This is a genomic window from Rhodococcus sp. MS13 (assembly GCF_013277835.1).
Lineage (GTDB): Bacteria > Actinomycetota > Actinomycetes > Mycobacteriales > Mycobacteriaceae > Rhodococcus_F > Rhodococcus_F erythropolis.
The window spans coordinates 18,566-32,636 of record NZ_VBTL01000013.1 but is presented as its reverse complement, the minus strand read 5'-3'; the positions used below and the strand labels follow the sequence as shown (position 1 = coordinate 32,636).

22 protein-coding genes are annotated in these 14,071 nt (G+C 61.8%); 1 reads left to right on the top strand and 21 read right to left on the bottom strand.

The features are described from left to right. The first annotated feature begins 2 nt into the window (after positions 1-2). Positions 3-1,145, top strand: a complete 1,143-nt coding sequence (locus FEZ59_RS25860) for an acyl-CoA dehydrogenase family protein (RefSeq protein WP_172933403.1) — start codon at positions 3-5, stop codon at positions 1,143-1,145. A gap of 57 nt (positions 1,146-1,202) precedes the next feature. On the opposite strand, the gene truA is transcribed toward FEZ59_RS25860, so the two are convergent. The 21 genes from truA to rplN all read right to left on the bottom strand — a co-directional run bounded on the left by truA (position 1,203) and on the right by rplN (position 13,769). Continuing rightward, positions 1,203-2,087 (bottom strand): tRNA pseudouridine(38-40) synthase TruA, encoded by an 885-nt coding sequence (gene truA / locus FEZ59_RS25855; RefSeq protein ID WP_172933402.1) that lies wholly within the window; start codon positions 2,085-2,087, stop codon positions 1,203-1,205. Positions 2,088-2,093: 6 nt separating this feature from the next. Further along, positions 2,094-2,651 (bottom strand): 50S ribosomal protein L17, encoded by a 558-nt coding sequence (gene rplQ / locus FEZ59_RS25850; protein ID WP_020906897.1) that lies wholly within the window; start codon positions 2,649-2,651, stop codon positions 2,094-2,096. 29 nt (positions 2,652-2,680) lie between these two features. Further along, the gene (locus tag FEZ59_RS25845; RefSeq protein WP_003941016.1) at positions 2,681-3,742 is read right to left on the bottom strand and encodes a DNA-directed RNA polymerase subunit alpha; all 1,062 of its coding nucleotides are present in this window, start codon (positions 3,740-3,742) and stop codon (positions 2,681-2,683) included. 120 nt (positions 3,743-3,862) lie between these two features. Beyond that, entirely contained in the window at positions 3,863-4,468 is a 606-nt protein-coding gene (rpsD, locus tag FEZ59_RS25840; protein ID WP_003940769.1) for a 30S ribosomal protein S4, read from the bottom strand. 22 nt (positions 4,469-4,490) lie between these two features. Continuing rightward, positions 4,491-4,904, bottom strand: a complete 414-nt coding sequence (gene rpsK / locus FEZ59_RS25835; RefSeq protein WP_003940683.1) for a 30S ribosomal protein S11 — start codon at positions 4,902-4,904, stop codon at positions 4,491-4,493. Then, a complete protein-coding gene (gene rpsM / locus FEZ59_RS25830) occupies positions 4,904-5,278 on the bottom strand; it encodes a 30S ribosomal protein S13 (RefSeq protein ID WP_003940834.1) in 375 nt (124 codons plus the stop codon). The genes rpsK and rpsM overlap by 1 nt, the downstream gene beginning before the upstream one ends. 250 nt (positions 5,279-5,528) lie before the next feature. Then, complete coding sequence (rpmJ, locus tag FEZ59_RS25825) at positions 5,529-5,642, bottom strand: 50S ribosomal protein L36 (protein WP_003938068.1); 114 nt, start codon at positions 5,640-5,642, stop codon at positions 5,529-5,531. 90 nt (positions 5,643-5,732) lie between these two features. Next, positions 5,733-5,954: a translation initiation factor IF-1 gene (gene infA / locus FEZ59_RS25820; RefSeq protein ID WP_003418601.1), complete on the bottom strand. Its 222-nt coding sequence runs from the start codon at positions 5,952-5,954 to the stop codon at positions 5,733-5,735. A gap of 313 nt (positions 5,955-6,267) precedes the next feature. After that, positions 6,268-7,065 (bottom strand): type I methionyl aminopeptidase, encoded by a 798-nt coding sequence (map, locus tag FEZ59_RS25815; protein ID WP_003940806.1) that lies wholly within the window; start codon positions 7,063-7,065, stop codon positions 6,268-6,270. Continuing rightward, positions 7,065-7,610, bottom strand: coding sequence for an adenylate kinase (locus FEZ59_RS25810; RefSeq protein WP_172933401.1), 546 nt, complete (start codon positions 7,608-7,610; stop codon positions 7,065-7,067). The genes map and FEZ59_RS25810 overlap by 1 nt, the downstream gene beginning before the upstream one ends. Then, positions 7,607-8,926, bottom strand: coding sequence for a preprotein translocase subunit SecY (gene secY, locus FEZ59_RS25805; protein ID WP_020906895.1), 1,320 nt, complete (start codon positions 8,924-8,926; stop codon positions 7,607-7,609). The genes FEZ59_RS25810 and secY overlap by 4 nt, the downstream gene beginning before the upstream one ends. Before the next feature lie 257 nt (positions 8,927-9,183). Continuing rightward, positions 9,184-9,627, bottom strand: coding sequence for a 50S ribosomal protein L15 (gene rplO / locus FEZ59_RS25800; protein WP_019747555.1), 444 nt, complete (start codon positions 9,625-9,627; stop codon positions 9,184-9,186). A 2-nt stretch (positions 9,628-9,629) separates the two neighbouring features. Further along, positions 9,630-9,809 carry a 50S ribosomal protein L30 gene (gene rpmD / locus FEZ59_RS25795; protein WP_003940751.1) on the bottom strand — a complete coding sequence of 60 codons (180 nt, stop codon included), beginning with the start codon at positions 9,807-9,809 and terminating at the stop codon, positions 9,630-9,632. Continuing rightward, positions 9,809-10,480 carry a 30S ribosomal protein S5 gene (gene rpsE / locus FEZ59_RS25790; protein ID WP_003940718.1) on the bottom strand — a complete coding sequence of 224 codons (672 nt, stop codon included), beginning with the start codon at positions 10,478-10,480 and terminating at the stop codon, positions 9,809-9,811. Before rpsE ends, rpmD begins: the two co-directional genes overlap by 1 nt. Before the next feature lie 31 nt (positions 10,481-10,511). Beyond that, positions 10,512-10,919: a 50S ribosomal protein L18 gene (gene rplR / locus FEZ59_RS25785; protein ID WP_003940996.1), complete on the bottom strand. Its 408-nt coding sequence runs from the start codon at positions 10,917-10,919 to the stop codon at positions 10,512-10,514. 1 nt (position 10,920) lies between these two features. After that, positions 10,921-11,460 (bottom strand): 50S ribosomal protein L6, encoded by a 540-nt coding sequence (rplF, locus tag FEZ59_RS25780; RefSeq protein ID WP_003940970.1) that lies wholly within the window; start codon positions 11,458-11,460, stop codon positions 10,921-10,923. Positions 11,461-11,474: 14 nt separating this feature from the next. Beyond that, entirely contained in the window at positions 11,475-11,873 is a 399-nt protein-coding gene (rpsH, locus tag FEZ59_RS25775; RefSeq protein WP_003940873.1) for a 30S ribosomal protein S8, read from the bottom strand. A gap of 452 nt (positions 11,874-12,325) precedes the next feature. After that, a complete protein-coding gene (locus FEZ59_RS25770; protein WP_003940698.1) occupies positions 12,326-12,511 on the bottom strand; it encodes a type Z 30S ribosomal protein S14 in 186 nt (61 codons plus the stop codon). Positions 12,512-12,515: 4 nt separating this feature from the next. Beyond that, positions 12,516-13,082: a 50S ribosomal protein L5 gene (gene rplE / locus FEZ59_RS25765; RefSeq protein WP_003940924.1), complete on the bottom strand. Its 567-nt coding sequence runs from the start codon at positions 13,080-13,082 to the stop codon at positions 12,516-12,518. A gap of 1 nt (position 13,083) precedes the next feature. After that, positions 13,084-13,401 (bottom strand): 50S ribosomal protein L24, encoded by a 318-nt coding sequence (gene rplX, locus FEZ59_RS25760; protein ID WP_003941019.1) that lies wholly within the window; start codon positions 13,399-13,401, stop codon positions 13,084-13,086. Then, the gene (gene rplN, locus FEZ59_RS25755; protein ID WP_003940951.1) at positions 13,401-13,769 is read right to left on the bottom strand and encodes a 50S ribosomal protein L14; all 369 of its coding nucleotides are present in this window, start codon (positions 13,767-13,769) and stop codon (positions 13,401-13,403) included. The genes rplX and rplN overlap by 1 nt, the downstream gene beginning before the upstream one ends. Positions 13,770-14,071: the final 302 nt, after the last annotated feature.

The window sequence follows — 14,071 nt, the reverse complement described above, 5'->3', positions numbered from 1 at the left end:
CCGTGCCCGTCGAACGCCTGATGCCCAGCCAAGAAGCTCGCGATCTCATCGAACTGACGCGTGATGTCGCGGACAAGGTACTCGCGCCCAAGGTCAACGAATACGAGAAGGCCGAGAAGTATCCCGAAGGCGTGTTCCCCGCACTCGGACAGGCAGGCCTGCTGAGCCTTCCGTATCCCGAGGAATTCGGTGGCGGCGATCAGCCGTACGAGGTGTACCTCCAAGTCCTCGAAGAGATCGCCTCGCGCTGGGCAGCGGTTGCAGTGGCGGTGAGCGTACACAGCCTCTCGTGCTTCCCACTGTTCACCTTCGGCACCGACGAACAGAAGACCCGCTGGCTGCCGGACATGCTGGGCGGCAACACCATCGGCGCCTACAGTCTTTCCGAAGCGCAGGCCGGATCCGACGCCGCCGCATTGTCGTGCAAGGCGACGGCCACCGACGGTGGCTATCGCATCAACGGCTCGAAGGCCTGGATCACCAACGGCGGCAAGGCAGACTTCTACAACCTCTTCGCCCGCACCAGTGACGACGGCTCTCGCGGCATCTCCTGCCTCCTGGTGGACAAGGACACCGAAGGCCTCAGCTTCGGCAAGCCCGAGGAGAAGATGGGACTGCGCGCGGTCCCCACTGCATCCGCGAATTACGACGACGCCTTCGTCCCTGACGAGCGGTTGATCGGTCAGCGCGGCCAGGGATTGCCGATCGCCTTCAGCGCGCTCGACTCCGGCCGGCTCGGAATCGCTGCTGTTGCCGTCGGAATCGCTCAGGGCGCACTCGACGACGCGGTCGCTTACGCGAAGGAGCGCAAGGCATTCGGCAAGCGGATCATCGATCACCAGGGCCTCGGATTCGTCCTCGCGGACATGGCGGCCGCAGTTGACTCCGCGCGAGCCACTTACCTCGATGCAGCCCGCCGCCGCGACGCCGGAGTTCCGTATTCGCGCAACGCCAGCGTCGCCAAGCTCGTTGCCACCGACGCAGCAATGAAGGTCACCACCGACGCCGTTCAAGTATTCGGTGGGTATGGCTACACCCAGGACTTCCCCGTCGAGCGCTACATGCGCGAGGCCAAGATCACGCAGATCTTCGAGGGCACCAATCAGATTCAGCGTCTGGTCATCGCGCGCCAATTGGCGGGATAGTCGTCTACATGAAATGCCCTCCCACGCTGAGTGGGAGGGCATTTTCTATCAAGGCGGTCAGTCCCCGCAGCACCCACCCGAAGACGGAATCTCGCGGGTTTCACGGGTAATCGCGTTGCGGGCAGCCAGTTCCGAGTAGTCGGGGTAGTCCACGCGAACCAACGAAAGTCCGTGCGCCGGCGCAACGAGGATCGAACTCGACCGCGACGTTTCGTCGAGCAAACCTGCCACCCAGTCGGCGGTGCGGCGTCCCTCACCGACCGAGAGGACTGCCCCGACAAGACTCCGGACCATCGACCAGCAGAACGCATCGGCATTCACGTACGCCGTGAACACCGTGCCCTCCTGCGCCCAGTCGAAGCGTTGCAACTCCCGCACCGTCGTAGCGCCTTCTCGACGCTTGCAGAATGCCGCGAAGTTGTGCAGGCCCAGAAGCCGATTCGACGCTTCGTGCATCGCTGTGAGATCGAGTGGTTTGGGGTACGACACCGTATCGCGCGCGCGTAGGGGTTCCACTCCGAATGCCGCGTTGGTCACCCGGTACTCGTAGTAGCGCCGCATCGCCGAGAAGCGCGCATCGAAGTCACCCGGAACCACCGAGATCTGTTTGACCCGAACGTCCTTGGGCAGGAAGCGTGCAAGTCTGCGCACGAGTCGCGACGGATCGTCGGGGAGCAACTCGCCCGGGACGTCCACGTGCGCTACCTGTCCGGTGGCGTGGACACCGGCGTCGGTTCGACCGGCAACAGTCAGCTGAACCGGTTGCCGTAGTACCGTTCCCAACTTGTCTTCGATCTCACCGCACACGGTGCGCAGATCGGTTTGACGGGCCCAGCCCGAGAAGTCGGTGCCGTCGTAGGAGATGTCCAGCCGCAATCGAACGAGCCCGCCGTCCCCGATGGGGGCGGCGGGCTCGTTCGATTCAGCGTGTGCCGAAACCAAGGGAGACTAGTCCTTCTTGGCCTCTTCGGCCTCGGGAGCGTCGGCCGCAGTTGCGGTCTCGTCCTCGATGGCCTCGACGACTGCGTCAGCGTTCTCGACCTCAGCCTCGGTCGCGTCGGCCTCTACGGCCTCGACGACGTTCTCTGCGGCGGGAGCTTCCTGCGAGGACTTGACGCGACGAGCGCGGTCAGCCTCGGAGGTGACGGTCTTTTCCTTGACGAGCTCGATGATTGCCATCGGAGCGTTGTCGCCCTTGCGGGGGATCGTCTTGATGATGCGGGTGTATCCACCGTTACGGTCCGCGTAGAACGGGCCGATCTCGGCGAACAGGGTGTGAACGACATCCTTGTTGCGGATGACCTTCAGCACCTCACGACGGTGAGCCAGCGTGCCGGCCTTTGCGTGCGTGACGAGCTTCTCGGCGTAGGGGCGCAGTGCCTTGGCCTTGGACTCGGTGGTGGTGATGCGACCGTGCTCGAAGAGCGCGGTAGCCAGATTGGCGAAAATCGCCTTCTGGTGGGAAGCCGACCCGCCGAAGCGGGCACCCTTCTTGGGCTTGGGCATGATGATCTCCTAGTAAAGGACCTGAGCTGCTACAGCTGTTCGGTCTCGGCGTAGTCCTCGGTACCTTCGGCATCGCCGAAGGAACCGGCATCAGTGTCACTCCACGTTCCGGTGGCGGCGTCGTAGCCGGCAACGGTGGTGGGATCGAAGGATGCGGGGCTGTCCTTGAGGGACAGGCCGAGCGAATGCAGCTTGACCTTGACCTCGTCGATGGACTTCTGTCCGAAGTTGCGGATGTCGAGCAGATCGGACTCGGTACGGCCGACAAGCTCACCGACGGTGTGAACACCTTCGCGCTTGAGGCAGTTGTAGGAGCGGACCGTGAGGTCCAGATCCTCGATGGGGAGTCCGAAGGAAGCGATGTGATCGGCCTCGGCGGGCGAGGGTCCGATCTCAATTCCTTCTGCTTCGACGTTCAGCTCACGGGCCAGGCCGAAGAGCTCAACCAGGGTCTTGCCCGCCGAAGCGAGCGCGTCCCGTGCGGTGATGGAGTTCTTCGTTTCCACGTCGAGAACGAGCCGATCGAAGTCGGTGCGCTGTTCGACGCGAGTGGCCTCCACCTTGTAGGTGACCTTGAGCACCGGCGAGTAGATCGAGTCGACCGGGATACGGCCGATCTCTGCGCCGGACGCCTTGTTCTGGACGGCGGGGACGTAGCCACGACCGCGCTCGACAACGAGCTCGATCTCCAGCTTTCCCTTGTCGTTCAGGGTGGCGATGTGCAGATCAGGGTTGTTCACGGTGACGCCTGCCGGGGGCACGATGTCGCCTGCAGTAACAGCGCCGGGGCCCTGCTTGCGGACGTACATGGTGACCGGCTCGTCCTCTTCGGAGTTCACGACGAGGCCCTTGAGGTTCAGGATGATGTCGGTGACATCTTCCTTCACTCCCGGGACGGTGGTGAACTCGTGGAGAACGCCGTCGATACGGATGCTGGTGACAGCAGCGCCGGGGATCGACGAGAGCAGCGTGCGGCGCAGCGAATTGCCGAGCGTGTACCCGAAACCTGGCTCCAGGGGCTCGATGACGAACTTCGAGCGGTTATCAGCGATGACCTCTTCGGTCAGCGTGGGTCGCTGAGAAATGAGCATTGGTATTTCCTCCTGTACGGACGTCCACTATTTGACGCCCACGATGGGAAAGGGCCTGCGGCCCTGTGAGTGGTTGAGGAGTCCGGAGACTCCTCAACCACTCACGGGGTGCGAAGCGCCTTACTTCGAGTAGTACTCGACGATGAGCTGTTCCTGCAGAGCGATGTCGATCTGCGCGCGCTCGGGAAGCTGGTGAACCAGGATCCGCAGACGCGAGCCGACAACCTGCAGCCACCCGGGAACCGGGCGATCGCCGACGGTCTCACGCGCAACCTGGAACGGAAGCGTGGAGAGCGACTTCTCCTTGACATCGATGATGTCGTACTGCGAGACGCGGTAGCTCGGGATGTCGACCTTCTTGTTGTTCACGAGAAGGTGACCGTGCGTGACCAGCTGACGTGCCTGACGGCGCGTGCGAGCGAGGCCTGCGCGGTACACGACGTTGTCGAGACGCGACTCGAGGATGCGAAGCAGGTTCTCGCCGGTCTTGCCGGGGCGGTTGTTCGCCTCCTTGTAGTACAGGCGGAACTGCTTCTCCATGACGCCGTAGGTGAAGCGAGCCTTCTGCTTCTCCTGCAGCTGGAGCAGGTACTCGCTCTCCTTGATACGCGCGCGGCCGTGCTGTCCGGGCGGGTACGGGCGACGCTCGAATGCCTGGTCGCCTCCAACGAGGTCGACGCGCAGACGACGCGACTTGCGGGTGATGGGTCCGGTATAACGTGCCATTTTCTTCTACCTATCCTTCCCGCTATACCCGACGCCGCTTGGGCGGACGGCAGCCGTTGTGCGGCTGGGGGGTTACATCGGAAATGGTGCCGACCTCGAGGCCAGCAGCCTGGAGGGAACGGATTGCGGTCTCGCGACCGGATCCCGGTCCCTTGACGAAGACGTCAACCTTCTTGACACCGTGCTCCTGCGCCTTACGGGCAGCGCTCTCAGCAGCAAGCTGAGCGGCGAAGGGAGTCGACTTACGCGAACCCTTGAAGCCGACGTGTCCCGAAGACGCCCAGGAAATGACATTTCCGGCGGGGTCCGTGATGGACACGATGGTGTTGTTGAAGGTGCTCTTGATGTGAGCGGCGCCGTGCGGGATGTTCTTCTTATCCCTGCGACGCGTCTTCTGGGTCTTCTTCGGACCGGTGCTACGTGACTTCGGGGGCATTACTTCGCCTTCTTCTTGCCGGCAATGGTGCGCTTCGGACCCTTACGGGTACGGGCGTTGGTCTTGGTGCGCTGACCACGCACGGGCAGACCACGACGGTGGCGCAGGCCCTGGTAGCAGCCGATCTCGATCTTGCGACGGATGTCGGCCTGAACCTCGCGGCGAAGGTCACCCTCGACCTTGAGCGACTCCTCGATGTACTCGCGGAGCTTTGCCAGGTCCTCGTCCGAGAGGTCCTTGCTCCGGAGATCCGGGCTGACGCCGGTGGCGTCAAGGATTTCCTTGGAGCGGGTACGGCCGATGCCGTAGATGTATGTCAGTGCGATCTCCATGCGCTTTTCGCGAGGAAGATCAACACCAGAGAGACGTGCCATGGTGGCATTTCCTTATCGGTGTGCGGAGGTCTGCTCCCAGCCCTTCCCCTGTGCCTCTTGCCGAGTACCGACGCCCGAAGGCGCAGATGATCTCATCAACTAACTCAGTGGGGCCCCGGCCTCCGTGCCGGGGGTGAACCATTGTCCGACCTTGGCGATCGGTGAACGATCGCGTGGGGTCTCGTCAACAATGGCTGGTACTGGGAGGTCTTCTTTGCTTGTTGCCAAGCAGATCTTCGAAAAGCTAGATCTAGCCCTGACGCTGCTTGTGACGCAGGTTCTCGCAGATCACCATGACTCGACCGTTACGGCGAATCACTTTGCACTTCTCGCAGATCTTCTTGACGCTCGGCTGAACCTTCACGTCTTCTGATCTCCTGTTTTGTCGCAGCCCGCCGCGATGAACCGCGGCAGACATACTTCTCCCTGACCCAGGTCAGGTCCGGGAAGTTCGTTACTTGTAGCGGTAAACGATGCGTCCGCGCGACAAATCGTAGGGCGAGAGCTCCACGACAACGCGATCTTCCGGGAGGATGCGAATGTAGTGCTGACGCATCTTTCCGCTGATGTGGGCGAGGACCTTGTGGCCATTCTCGAGCTCAATGCGGAACATCGCATTGGGCAGCGGCTCGACTACTCGTCCTTCGACCTCGATGGCCCCGTCTTTCTTAGCCATATCCTCCGCGATCCGTTTGGTTTGGCATGCTTCGTGCATCGGCTTCCGTTACATTGGCACGCAATGGAAAGATCGTCGGCACTTCGGGGGCCCGATCCCGGAGCGATCCGGGCGTAGGCACACGAACTATCGACGCGCATAGCGCACCGCCTAGCCATGTTACGCGATGTAAACGACCAGGCCAAATGCGCCTCCGGTCAGGGTGACGACGCACACCGCTCCCCCATCGAAAAAGTCCCAGCCTCGACATGAGGCTGGGACTTCTCGAACGTGAATCATGCTCGCTGCCAACACTTGTCAGCGACGGCGTCAACTACTCCGGCCGGAGTGTCAGAATCCGCGGACCGTCCTCGGTCACAGCGACAGTGTGTTCCCAGTGCGCCGCACGGGACCCGTCGGTCGTCACAACGGTCCAGTCGTCGTCGAGAATCACCGTGTCGGTGGTGCCGAGCGTGAGCATCGGCTCGATCGCGAGGCACGATCCGACAACCAGTTCAGGACCCTTACCCGGGGCACCTTCATTGGCGAGGAACGGATCCATGTGCATTTCCCGACCGATTCCGTGTCCACCGTATCCGTCGACGATGCCGTAGGAACGACCGTGCAACTTCTCGGCGGCATGAGTACCGACCTCGATCGCATGCGAAACATCCGTCAGACGGTTACCGGCGATCATCGCCGCGATCCCGGCTTCCATCGAAAGCCGAGTGGCTTCGCTGAGTTCCTGATCGGCGACGCTGATCTCACCGACACCGAACGTCCAGGCAGAGTCACCGTGCCAACCGTCGAGGATCGCGCCACAGTCGATGGAAACGAGGTCGCCTTCAGCCAGGATGTCCTGAGCTGAAGGGATCCCGTGAACGACGCGATCGTTGACCGAAGAGCAGATCGAACCGGTGAAGCCGTGGTACCCGAGGAACGAGGGCACGGCGCCGGCGTCACGAATGACCGATTCTGCGACCGCGTTCAATTCCAAAGTGCTGACACCGGGCTTTGCTGCAGCGCGCACCGCCACCAGCGCCGAACCCACGATCGCACCGGCAGCAGCCATCGCGTCGAGTTCGCCCGCCGAGCGGAACGGAACAACCTTGCGTTTACGCCCGAAGACCATTACTTACCCAACGCTGCCAGTGCGCGTGCGTTGACCTCTTCGACCTCGCCGATCGCGTCGACGGAGACGATGCTGTCCTTGTAGTAATCGAACAGCGGTGAGGTCTCGTCGCGGTAGACCCGGAGTCGGTTGCGAATGACGTCCTCGGTGTCGTCTGCACGACCGCGGGCGAGCATGCGCTCGACCACGATGTCCTCGTCGACAACAAAAGAGAGGACACCGTCGAGCTTGGTGTCGAGATCCTTCAAGATTTCCTCGAGTGCCTGAGCCTGTTCGACCGAGCGCGGAAATCCGTCGAGAAGGAAACCGTTTGCTGCGTCCGGTTCTGCGACGCGAGCCTTCACCATGTCGTTGGTGATCGAACTCGGTACGAGTTCGCCGGCGTCGATGTACTTCTTTGCTTCCACACCGAGAGCGGTGGCCTGACCGATGTTCGCGCGGAAGAGATCACCCGTGGAGATATGGGGAACGCCGAACTTCTCGGACAAGATAGCGGCCTGGGTGCCCTTGCCGGCACCGGGAGGACCAAGGAGGACAAGTCTCACTTGAGGAACCCTTCATAGTTACGCTGCATTAGCTGACTCTCGATCTGCTTCACGGTGTCCAGGCCGACGCTGACCATGATCAGCACCGCGGTGCCACCGAACGGCAGGTTCTGCGCGCCGCCGCCATTCCCGATGTCGAGGAACAGGTTGGGCAGAACAGCAATGGTGCCGAGGTAAATCGCACCCGGAAGGGTGATGCGACTCAGCACGTAGTTGAGGTAGTCCGCGGTCGGCTGACCTGGTCGGATACCGGGGATGAAGCCGCCGAACTTCTTCATCTCGTCAGCGCGCTCTTCGGGATTGAAGGTGATGGCGACGTAGAAGTACGTGAAGAAGACGATCAGGCCGAAGTAGATCGCGATGTACACCGGGTTGGCCGGGTTCACCAGGTAGGTGTTGATGAGGCGCTGCCACCAACTGGGGTCGACCGCTGTACTGGCCGAAGTCAGCTGTGCGATCAAGTTCGGGAGGTACAGCAGTGAAGACGCGAAGATCACCGGGATGACGCCGGCCTGGTTCACCTTCAGAGGCAGGTACGTCGAGGATCCGCCGTACATCTTGCGTCCGACCATCCGCTTTGCGTACTGAACCGGGATCCGGCGCTGACCCTGCTCGACGAAGACGACACCGGCGATGATCAACAGCGCTGCGAGGCAGACGAAGGCGAAGACCAGTGGACCGCGGCTGTCGAGAATCGACTTGCCCTCGCTCGGGATACGCGATGCGATACCGGCGAAGATGAGGAGCGACATACCGTTACCCACGCCACGTTCGGTGATGACCTCGCCGAACCACATGACCATGGCAGCACCGGCAGTCATGACCAGCACGATGATGGCAAGACCGAAGATCGACTTGTCGGCGATGATGTCGTCACAGCCCTGGAGCAACTGTCCGCGTGCCGCAAGAGCGACGATGCCGGTCGACTGCAGGATTGCCAGAGCGATAGACAGGTAACGCGTGTACTGCGTCATCTTGGCCTGACCGGACTGGCCTTCTTTTCGAAGTTCCTCGAACTTCGGGATCACCACGGTCAGCAGCTGCACGATGATGCTTGCCGTGATGTACGGCATGATGCCGATCGCAAAGATCGACATCTGCAGCAGAGCGCCACCGGAGAACAGGTTGATCAGCGAGTAGATCCCTGCTGAGTCACCGGAGTTGGCGATATCGATGCACTGACGCACGCGGCCGTAGTCGACACCTGGGGACGGAATGAGAGCGCCGACCCGATACAGAGCCACCAAGCCGAGGGTGAAGAGGATCTTCCGCCTCAGGTCTGGGGTCCTGAGGGCCGAGACGAAGGCGGAAAGCAAAGATCCTCCTGGCACGACGGTAGGGAGACAGATCGTTTGACCTGTCGAACTTTTGAACTCTAACAGTGAGCATTTGGGAACTAAGCGGGCAGACCACGAAAACCGGGTAAGCCGAAGATACATTTGCCACTCGGTGACCAGAATACTGGCCCATCCGAGGCATGCACGACCAATCTGTGACAAGACCTGGTAGACGCCGATGGCCGCAGCGCAGCAAACGCTGCGCTGCGGCCATCGGACTAGCTACGCGTGATTACTCACAGCTCGGTGGCGGAACCACCGGCAGCAGCAATCTTTTCCTTGGCGGAACCGGTGAACTTGTCGACGGTCACCTGAACGGCAACTGTCAGTTCGCCGTCGCCCAGAACCTTGACGAGCTGGTTCTTGCGGACTGCGCCCTTGGCAACGAGATCCTCGACCGTGATTGCTCCACCTTCGGGGAACAGACGGGCGATGTCGCCGACATTGACGACCTGGTACTCGGTGCGGAACGGGTTCGTGAAGCCCTTGAGCTTGGGCAGACGCATGTGAAGCGGCATCTGTCCACCCTCGAAGCCCACGCGCACGGTGTTACGTGCCTTGGTGCCCTTGGTACCGCGACCTGCGGTCTTACCACGCTTGCCGCCCTCACCGCGTCCAACACGAATCTTGTTGGACTTGGATCCCGGAGCGGGGCGCAGGTGGTGCAGTTTGATGGTCATGGTTAGACCTCCTCAACTGTTACGAGGTGGCGCACCACGTTGATCAGACCGCGGTTCTGTGCGTTGTCCTCACGAACAACGGTCTGACGGATGCCCTTGAGACCGAGCGTGCGCAGAGAATCCTTCTGGTTCTGCTTGGTCCCGATGATGCTCTTGATCTGAGTGACCTTGAGATCTGCCATTACTTCACACTCCCAGCAGCCTGTGCGCGAGCGCGAAGCATGCCGGCGGGTGCAACCTCTTCGAGGGTGAGGCCGCGGCGAGCCGCAACTTCCTCGGGACGCTGCAGACCCTTGAGCGCAGCAACGGTCGCATGCACGACGTTGATGGCGTTGTCGCTACCGAGCGACTTCGACAGGATGTCCGCGATACCAGCGCACTCCAGCACGGCGCGCACAGCGCCACCGGCGATAACACCGGTACCGGGGCTTGCCGGGCGAAGCATGACGATGCCGGCAGCAGCCTCACCCTGAACGGGGTGAGTGATGGTGTTGGCGATCATCGGGACGCGGAAGAAGCTCTTGCGAGCCTCCTCGACACCCTTCTGGATGGCCGCGGGAACTTCCTTGGCCTTTCCGTAGCCGACGCCGACCAGTCCGTTGCCGTCTCCGACGATCACCAGAGCGGTGAAGCTGAAGCGACGACCACCCTTGACGACCTTGGAAACGCGGTTGATCGTGACAACGCGCTCGATGAACTGTGACTTCTCCGCAGCGTTTCCGCCACGGCCACCGTCGCGACGGTCACGGCCGCCACCACGGTTGTCCCCACGAGCGTTGCTGTTGTCACCGCTGTTGGGGCCATTCTGTCCGGCGGGTCCGCTTCCGCCGTCACGCCTTTGACGTCCCGGCATCAGGCTGTCCTTCCGTTGAAAATGTTGGTCATCAGAACTTCAACCCGCCTTCGCGAGCCGCGTCTGCCAGGGCCGCGATGCGACCGTGGTAGCCGTGTCCGCCGTGGTCGAAGACAACTGCTTCCACGCCGGCAGCCTTGGCGCGCTCGGCGATCAGCTGGCCGACCTTCGCGCTCGCAGCCTTCTTGTCGCCTTCTGCCACGCGCACGTCTGCTTCGATGGTCGACGCGGAGGCCAGGGTGTGGCCGGCCAGGTCGTCCACGAGCTGGACGTGGATGTGGCGCGAGGACCGGTTGACGACCAAGCGGGGACGCTCGGGCGTGCCGGAGACCTTCTTGCGGAGACGGAAGTGACGACGCGTCTTCGAGAGACGACGCTTGGTGGACGCATCCTTGCCCAGCGGAATCCGCTTGGCTTTCTGGTTTGCAGTCTGGCTCATATCACTTACCCGTCTTTCCGACCTTGCGGCGGATCTGCTCACCCTCGTAACGCACGCCCTTACCCTTGTACGGGTCCGGACGACGGAGACGACGGATGTTGGCCGAGATCTGCCCGACCTTCTGCTTGTCGATGCCGGACACCGAGAACCGGGTGGGCGACTCGACGACGAAGGTGATGCCTTCAGGAGCCTCGATCGGCACCGGGTGGCTGAAGCCGAGCGCGAACTCGAGGTCCTTGCCCTTCAGTGCCACACGGTAACCAACACCGTGGATCTCCATCTTCTTCGTGTAACCCTCGGTGACACCGGTGATGATGTTCGCAACCAGGGTCCGCGACAGACCGTGCAGCGCGCGGCTACGACGCTCGTCGTCGGGGCGCGTGACGCTCAGCGAGCCGTCCTCTGCCTTTTCGATTGCGATGGGCTCGGAGATGGTCAGCGCGAGGGTGCCCTTGGGACCCTTGACGGTGACATCCTGGCCGCTGATCGTGACGTCAACGCCCGCGGGGACGGTGACCGGAATCTTTCCAATACGCGACATTGTGGTGGCCTCCCTTACCAGACGTAGGCGAGGACTTCCCCGCCTACTCCTTGATTGGCCGCCTGGCGATCGGTGAGCAGACCGGACGACGTGGAGATGATGGCCACGCCGAGGCCTCCGAGGACCTTGGGCAGGTTGGTGGACTTCGCGTAAACCCGGAGACCAGGCTTGGAAACGCGACGCACGCCGGCGAGGCTACGCTCGCGGCTGGGACCGTACTTCAGATCGACGATGAGGGTCTTGCCGACCTCTGCGTCTTCGGTACGGAAATCGGAGATGTAGCCCTCGCGCTTGAGGATCTCGGCGATGTTCGCCTTGATCTTCGAGTGGGGAAGCTTCACCTCATCGTGGTACGCCGTGTTGGCGTTGCGCAGACGCGTCAAGAAGTCTGCGATGGGGTCAGTCATGGTCATAGGTCGACCTCGACACCTTTCTCGCTGTGGTTCCCATGCAACACCGGACGAATCCGATCGTGGGCCTCCAGCAATTCGGCTGGGCCGTCCGACTTGTGTCAGACGGCGTAAGTTACCGCACCGAGCTGAACGCATGCGTCAGCCACGGCAACCGCTCTAGTGTAGGGAACTTTGGCGCAGGTGTCCACCGGGATGCCACGTCGGCTCCCCCACCGCCACCCGAAGGTCGCCGATCGGGAAGGTATCGACGCACCCCGAAATCTGAACTGTTCGTTCGGGACCGAAGAACGACATCGACGAACGATGATCACTTTCAACCAGAGTCGCAGCGGGACAGTTCTTTTCAGGATCGGCGCGATACACAACTCGATGGAAACCACGAATGGACGTGGGCTCCAAAGGAACCCACGTCCATTCACATGCGTGGTGTGACGAAGCCCGAGGGCCTCAGATCACCAAGAGCTCTTGCGAACTCCGGGAAGCTCGCCGGCGTGAGCCATCTCGCGAACGCAGATACGGCACAAGCCGAACTTGCGGAACACCGAGTGCGGGCGACCGCACCGCTGGCAGCGGGTGTAGGCGCGAACCGCGAACTTGGGCTTCTTGTTGGCCTTGTTGACCAATGCCTTCTTAGCCATGCGCTCAGTTCTCCTTGAACGGGAAGCCGAGGTGCTTGAGCAGTGCACGGCCTTCTTCGTTGTTGGTTGCGGTGGTCACGACGGTGATGTCCATACCGCGGGGGCGATCGATCTTGTCCACGTCGATCTCGTGGAACATCGACTGCTCGTTGAGGCCGAACGTGTAGTTGCCGTTGCCGTCGAACTGGTTGCCCGAGAGACCGCGGAAGTCGCGGATACGGGGCAGAGCGACAGACACGAGGCGGTCCAGGAACTCCCACATGCGGTCGCCACGGAGGGTGACGCGTGCGCCGATGGGCATACCTTCGCGGAGCTTGAACTGCGCGATGGACTTACGTGCCTTGCGGATCTCGGGCTTCTGGCCCGTGATCAGCGACAGGTCATGGACAGCGCCGTTGATCAGCTTGGCGTCACGGGCAGCGTCGCCGACGCCCATGTTGACGACAACCTTGACGACGCCGGGGATCTGCATGACGTTCGAGTAGTCGAACTCGCTGTTGAGCGCGTCCTTGATCTCAGCGCGGTAGCGTGCCTTGAGGCGCGGCTGGACCTTGTTTTCGGTGGAGGTCATGTCAGATGTCCTTCCCGTTCTTCCGGGAAATCCGAACGCGCTTGCCGGACTCTTCGTCGGTGCGGTAGCCCACGCGGGTGGGGTTTCCGTCCGAGTCGACGACTGCAACGTTGGAAACGTGGATCGGGGCTTCCTGCGTGACGATGCCGCCGGAGGATGCTCCGCGCTCGTTCGCGGAAACCGCGGTGTGCTTCTTGATTCGGTTCACGCCTTCGACGAGGACCTTGTCGGTCGCGGGGTAGGCCTGAATGACCTTGCCCTTCGCGCCCTTGTCCTTGCCGGCGATGACCAGAACGGTGTCACCCTTGTGCACCTTCATCACAGCACCTCCGGGGCAAGCGAAACGATCTTCATGAACTTCTTCTCGCGCAGCTCACGGCCGACGGGTCCGAAGATGCGGGTTCCACGGGGATCACTGTCAGCCTTGATGAGCACTGCAGCGTTCTCGTCGAACTTGATGTAGGAACCGTCCGGACGACGGCGCTCCTTGGTCGTGCGAACGATGACGGCCTTGACGACCTCACCCTTCTTGATGTTTCCACCGGGGATTGCGTCCTTGACGGTGGCGACGATGACGTCACCGATCCCGGCGTAGCGACGTGACGAACCGCCGAGAACGCGGATGCAAAGGATTTCCTTGGCACCCGTGTTATCAGCGACGCGAACTCGCGACTCCTGCTGAATCACTTGATCTCCCTAGACCTGGAATTTCGTGCGCAACGGATTACCGACCCGGTGCGCGCGGTCATTGTTGCCACCTGCGTCGTGTCTGAGCTGCAGTCCCACCGACTGACGTCGGGAGACGATCACTGCAAGCACCGTTCGAGCTGCGCACGTGAAGACACACCTCTGCCACAGGCAACCGTTCTATTGTAGGGAAGGGTTCACCGAATACCAAATCAGCCGTACTCGACGCAACTCGAACCCTTCGCCCGGAAAGCCCCGAAAGCCCCCGGAAAGCCCCCGGAAAGCCGAATGGCCCACTCCCC

Bases quoted from the DNA above. Each gene is read 5' to 3' on its own strand.
- rplQ (WP_020906897.1), bottom strand. From the start codon at position 2,651: ATGCCCAAGCCCAAGAAGGGTGCCCGCTTCGGCGGGTCGGCTTCCCAC.
- rplE (WP_003940924.1), bottom strand. From the start codon at position 13,082: ATGACCTCCACCGAAAACAAGGTCCAGCCGCGCCTCAAGGCACGCTAC.
- rpsD (WP_003940769.1), bottom strand. From the start codon at position 4,468: ATGGCACGTTATACCGGACCCATCACCCGCAAGTCGCGTCGTCTGCGC.
- rpmD (WP_003940751.1), bottom strand. From the start codon at position 9,809: ATGGCAGATCTCAAGGTCACTCAGATCAAGAGCATCATCGGGACCAAG.
- rpsK (WP_003940683.1), bottom strand. From the start codon at position 4,904: ATGCCCCCGAAGTCACGTAGCACCGGTCCGAAGAAGACCCAGAAGACG.
- rpsH (WP_003940873.1), bottom strand. From the start codon at position 11,873: ATGACCATGACTGACCCCATCGCAGACTTCTTGACGCGTCTGCGCAAC.
- rplR (WP_003940996.1), bottom strand. From the start codon at position 10,919: ATGAGCCAGACTGCAAACCAGAAAGCCAAGCGGATTCCGCTGGGCAAG.
- rpsM (WP_003940834.1), bottom strand. From the start codon at position 5,278: ATGGCACGTCTCTCTGGTGTTGATCTTCCTCGCGAAAAGCGCATGGAG.
- rplF (WP_003940970.1), bottom strand. From the start codon at position 11,460: ATGTCGCGTATTGGAAAGATTCCGGTCACCGTCCCCGCGGGCGTTGAC.
- FEZ59_RS25770 (WP_003940698.1), bottom strand. From the start codon at position 12,511: ATGGCTAAGAAGGCATTGGTCAACAAGGCCAACAAGAAGCCCAAGTTC.
- FEZ59_RS25845 (WP_003941016.1), bottom strand. From the start codon at position 3,742: ATGCTCATTTCTCAGCGACCCACGCTGACCGAAGAGGTCATCGCTGAT.
- infA (WP_003418601.1), bottom strand. From the start codon at position 5,954: ATGGCTAAGAAAGACGGGGCCATCGAGGTCGAAGGACGAGTAGTCGAG.
- rplX (WP_003941019.1), bottom strand. From the start codon at position 13,401: ATGAAGGTGCACAAGGGTGACACCGTTCTGGTCATCGCCGGCAAGGAC.
- rplO (WP_019747555.1), bottom strand. From the start codon at position 9,627: ATGACCATCAAACTGCACCACCTGCGCCCCGCTCCGGGATCCAAGTCC.
- rpsE (WP_003940718.1), bottom strand. From the start codon at position 10,480: ATGCCGGGACGTCAAAGGCGTGACGGCGGAAGCGGACCCGCCGGACAG.
- map (WP_003940806.1), bottom strand. From the start codon at position 7,065: ATGGTCTTCGGGCGTAAACGCAAGGTTGTTCCGTTCCGCTCGGCGGGC.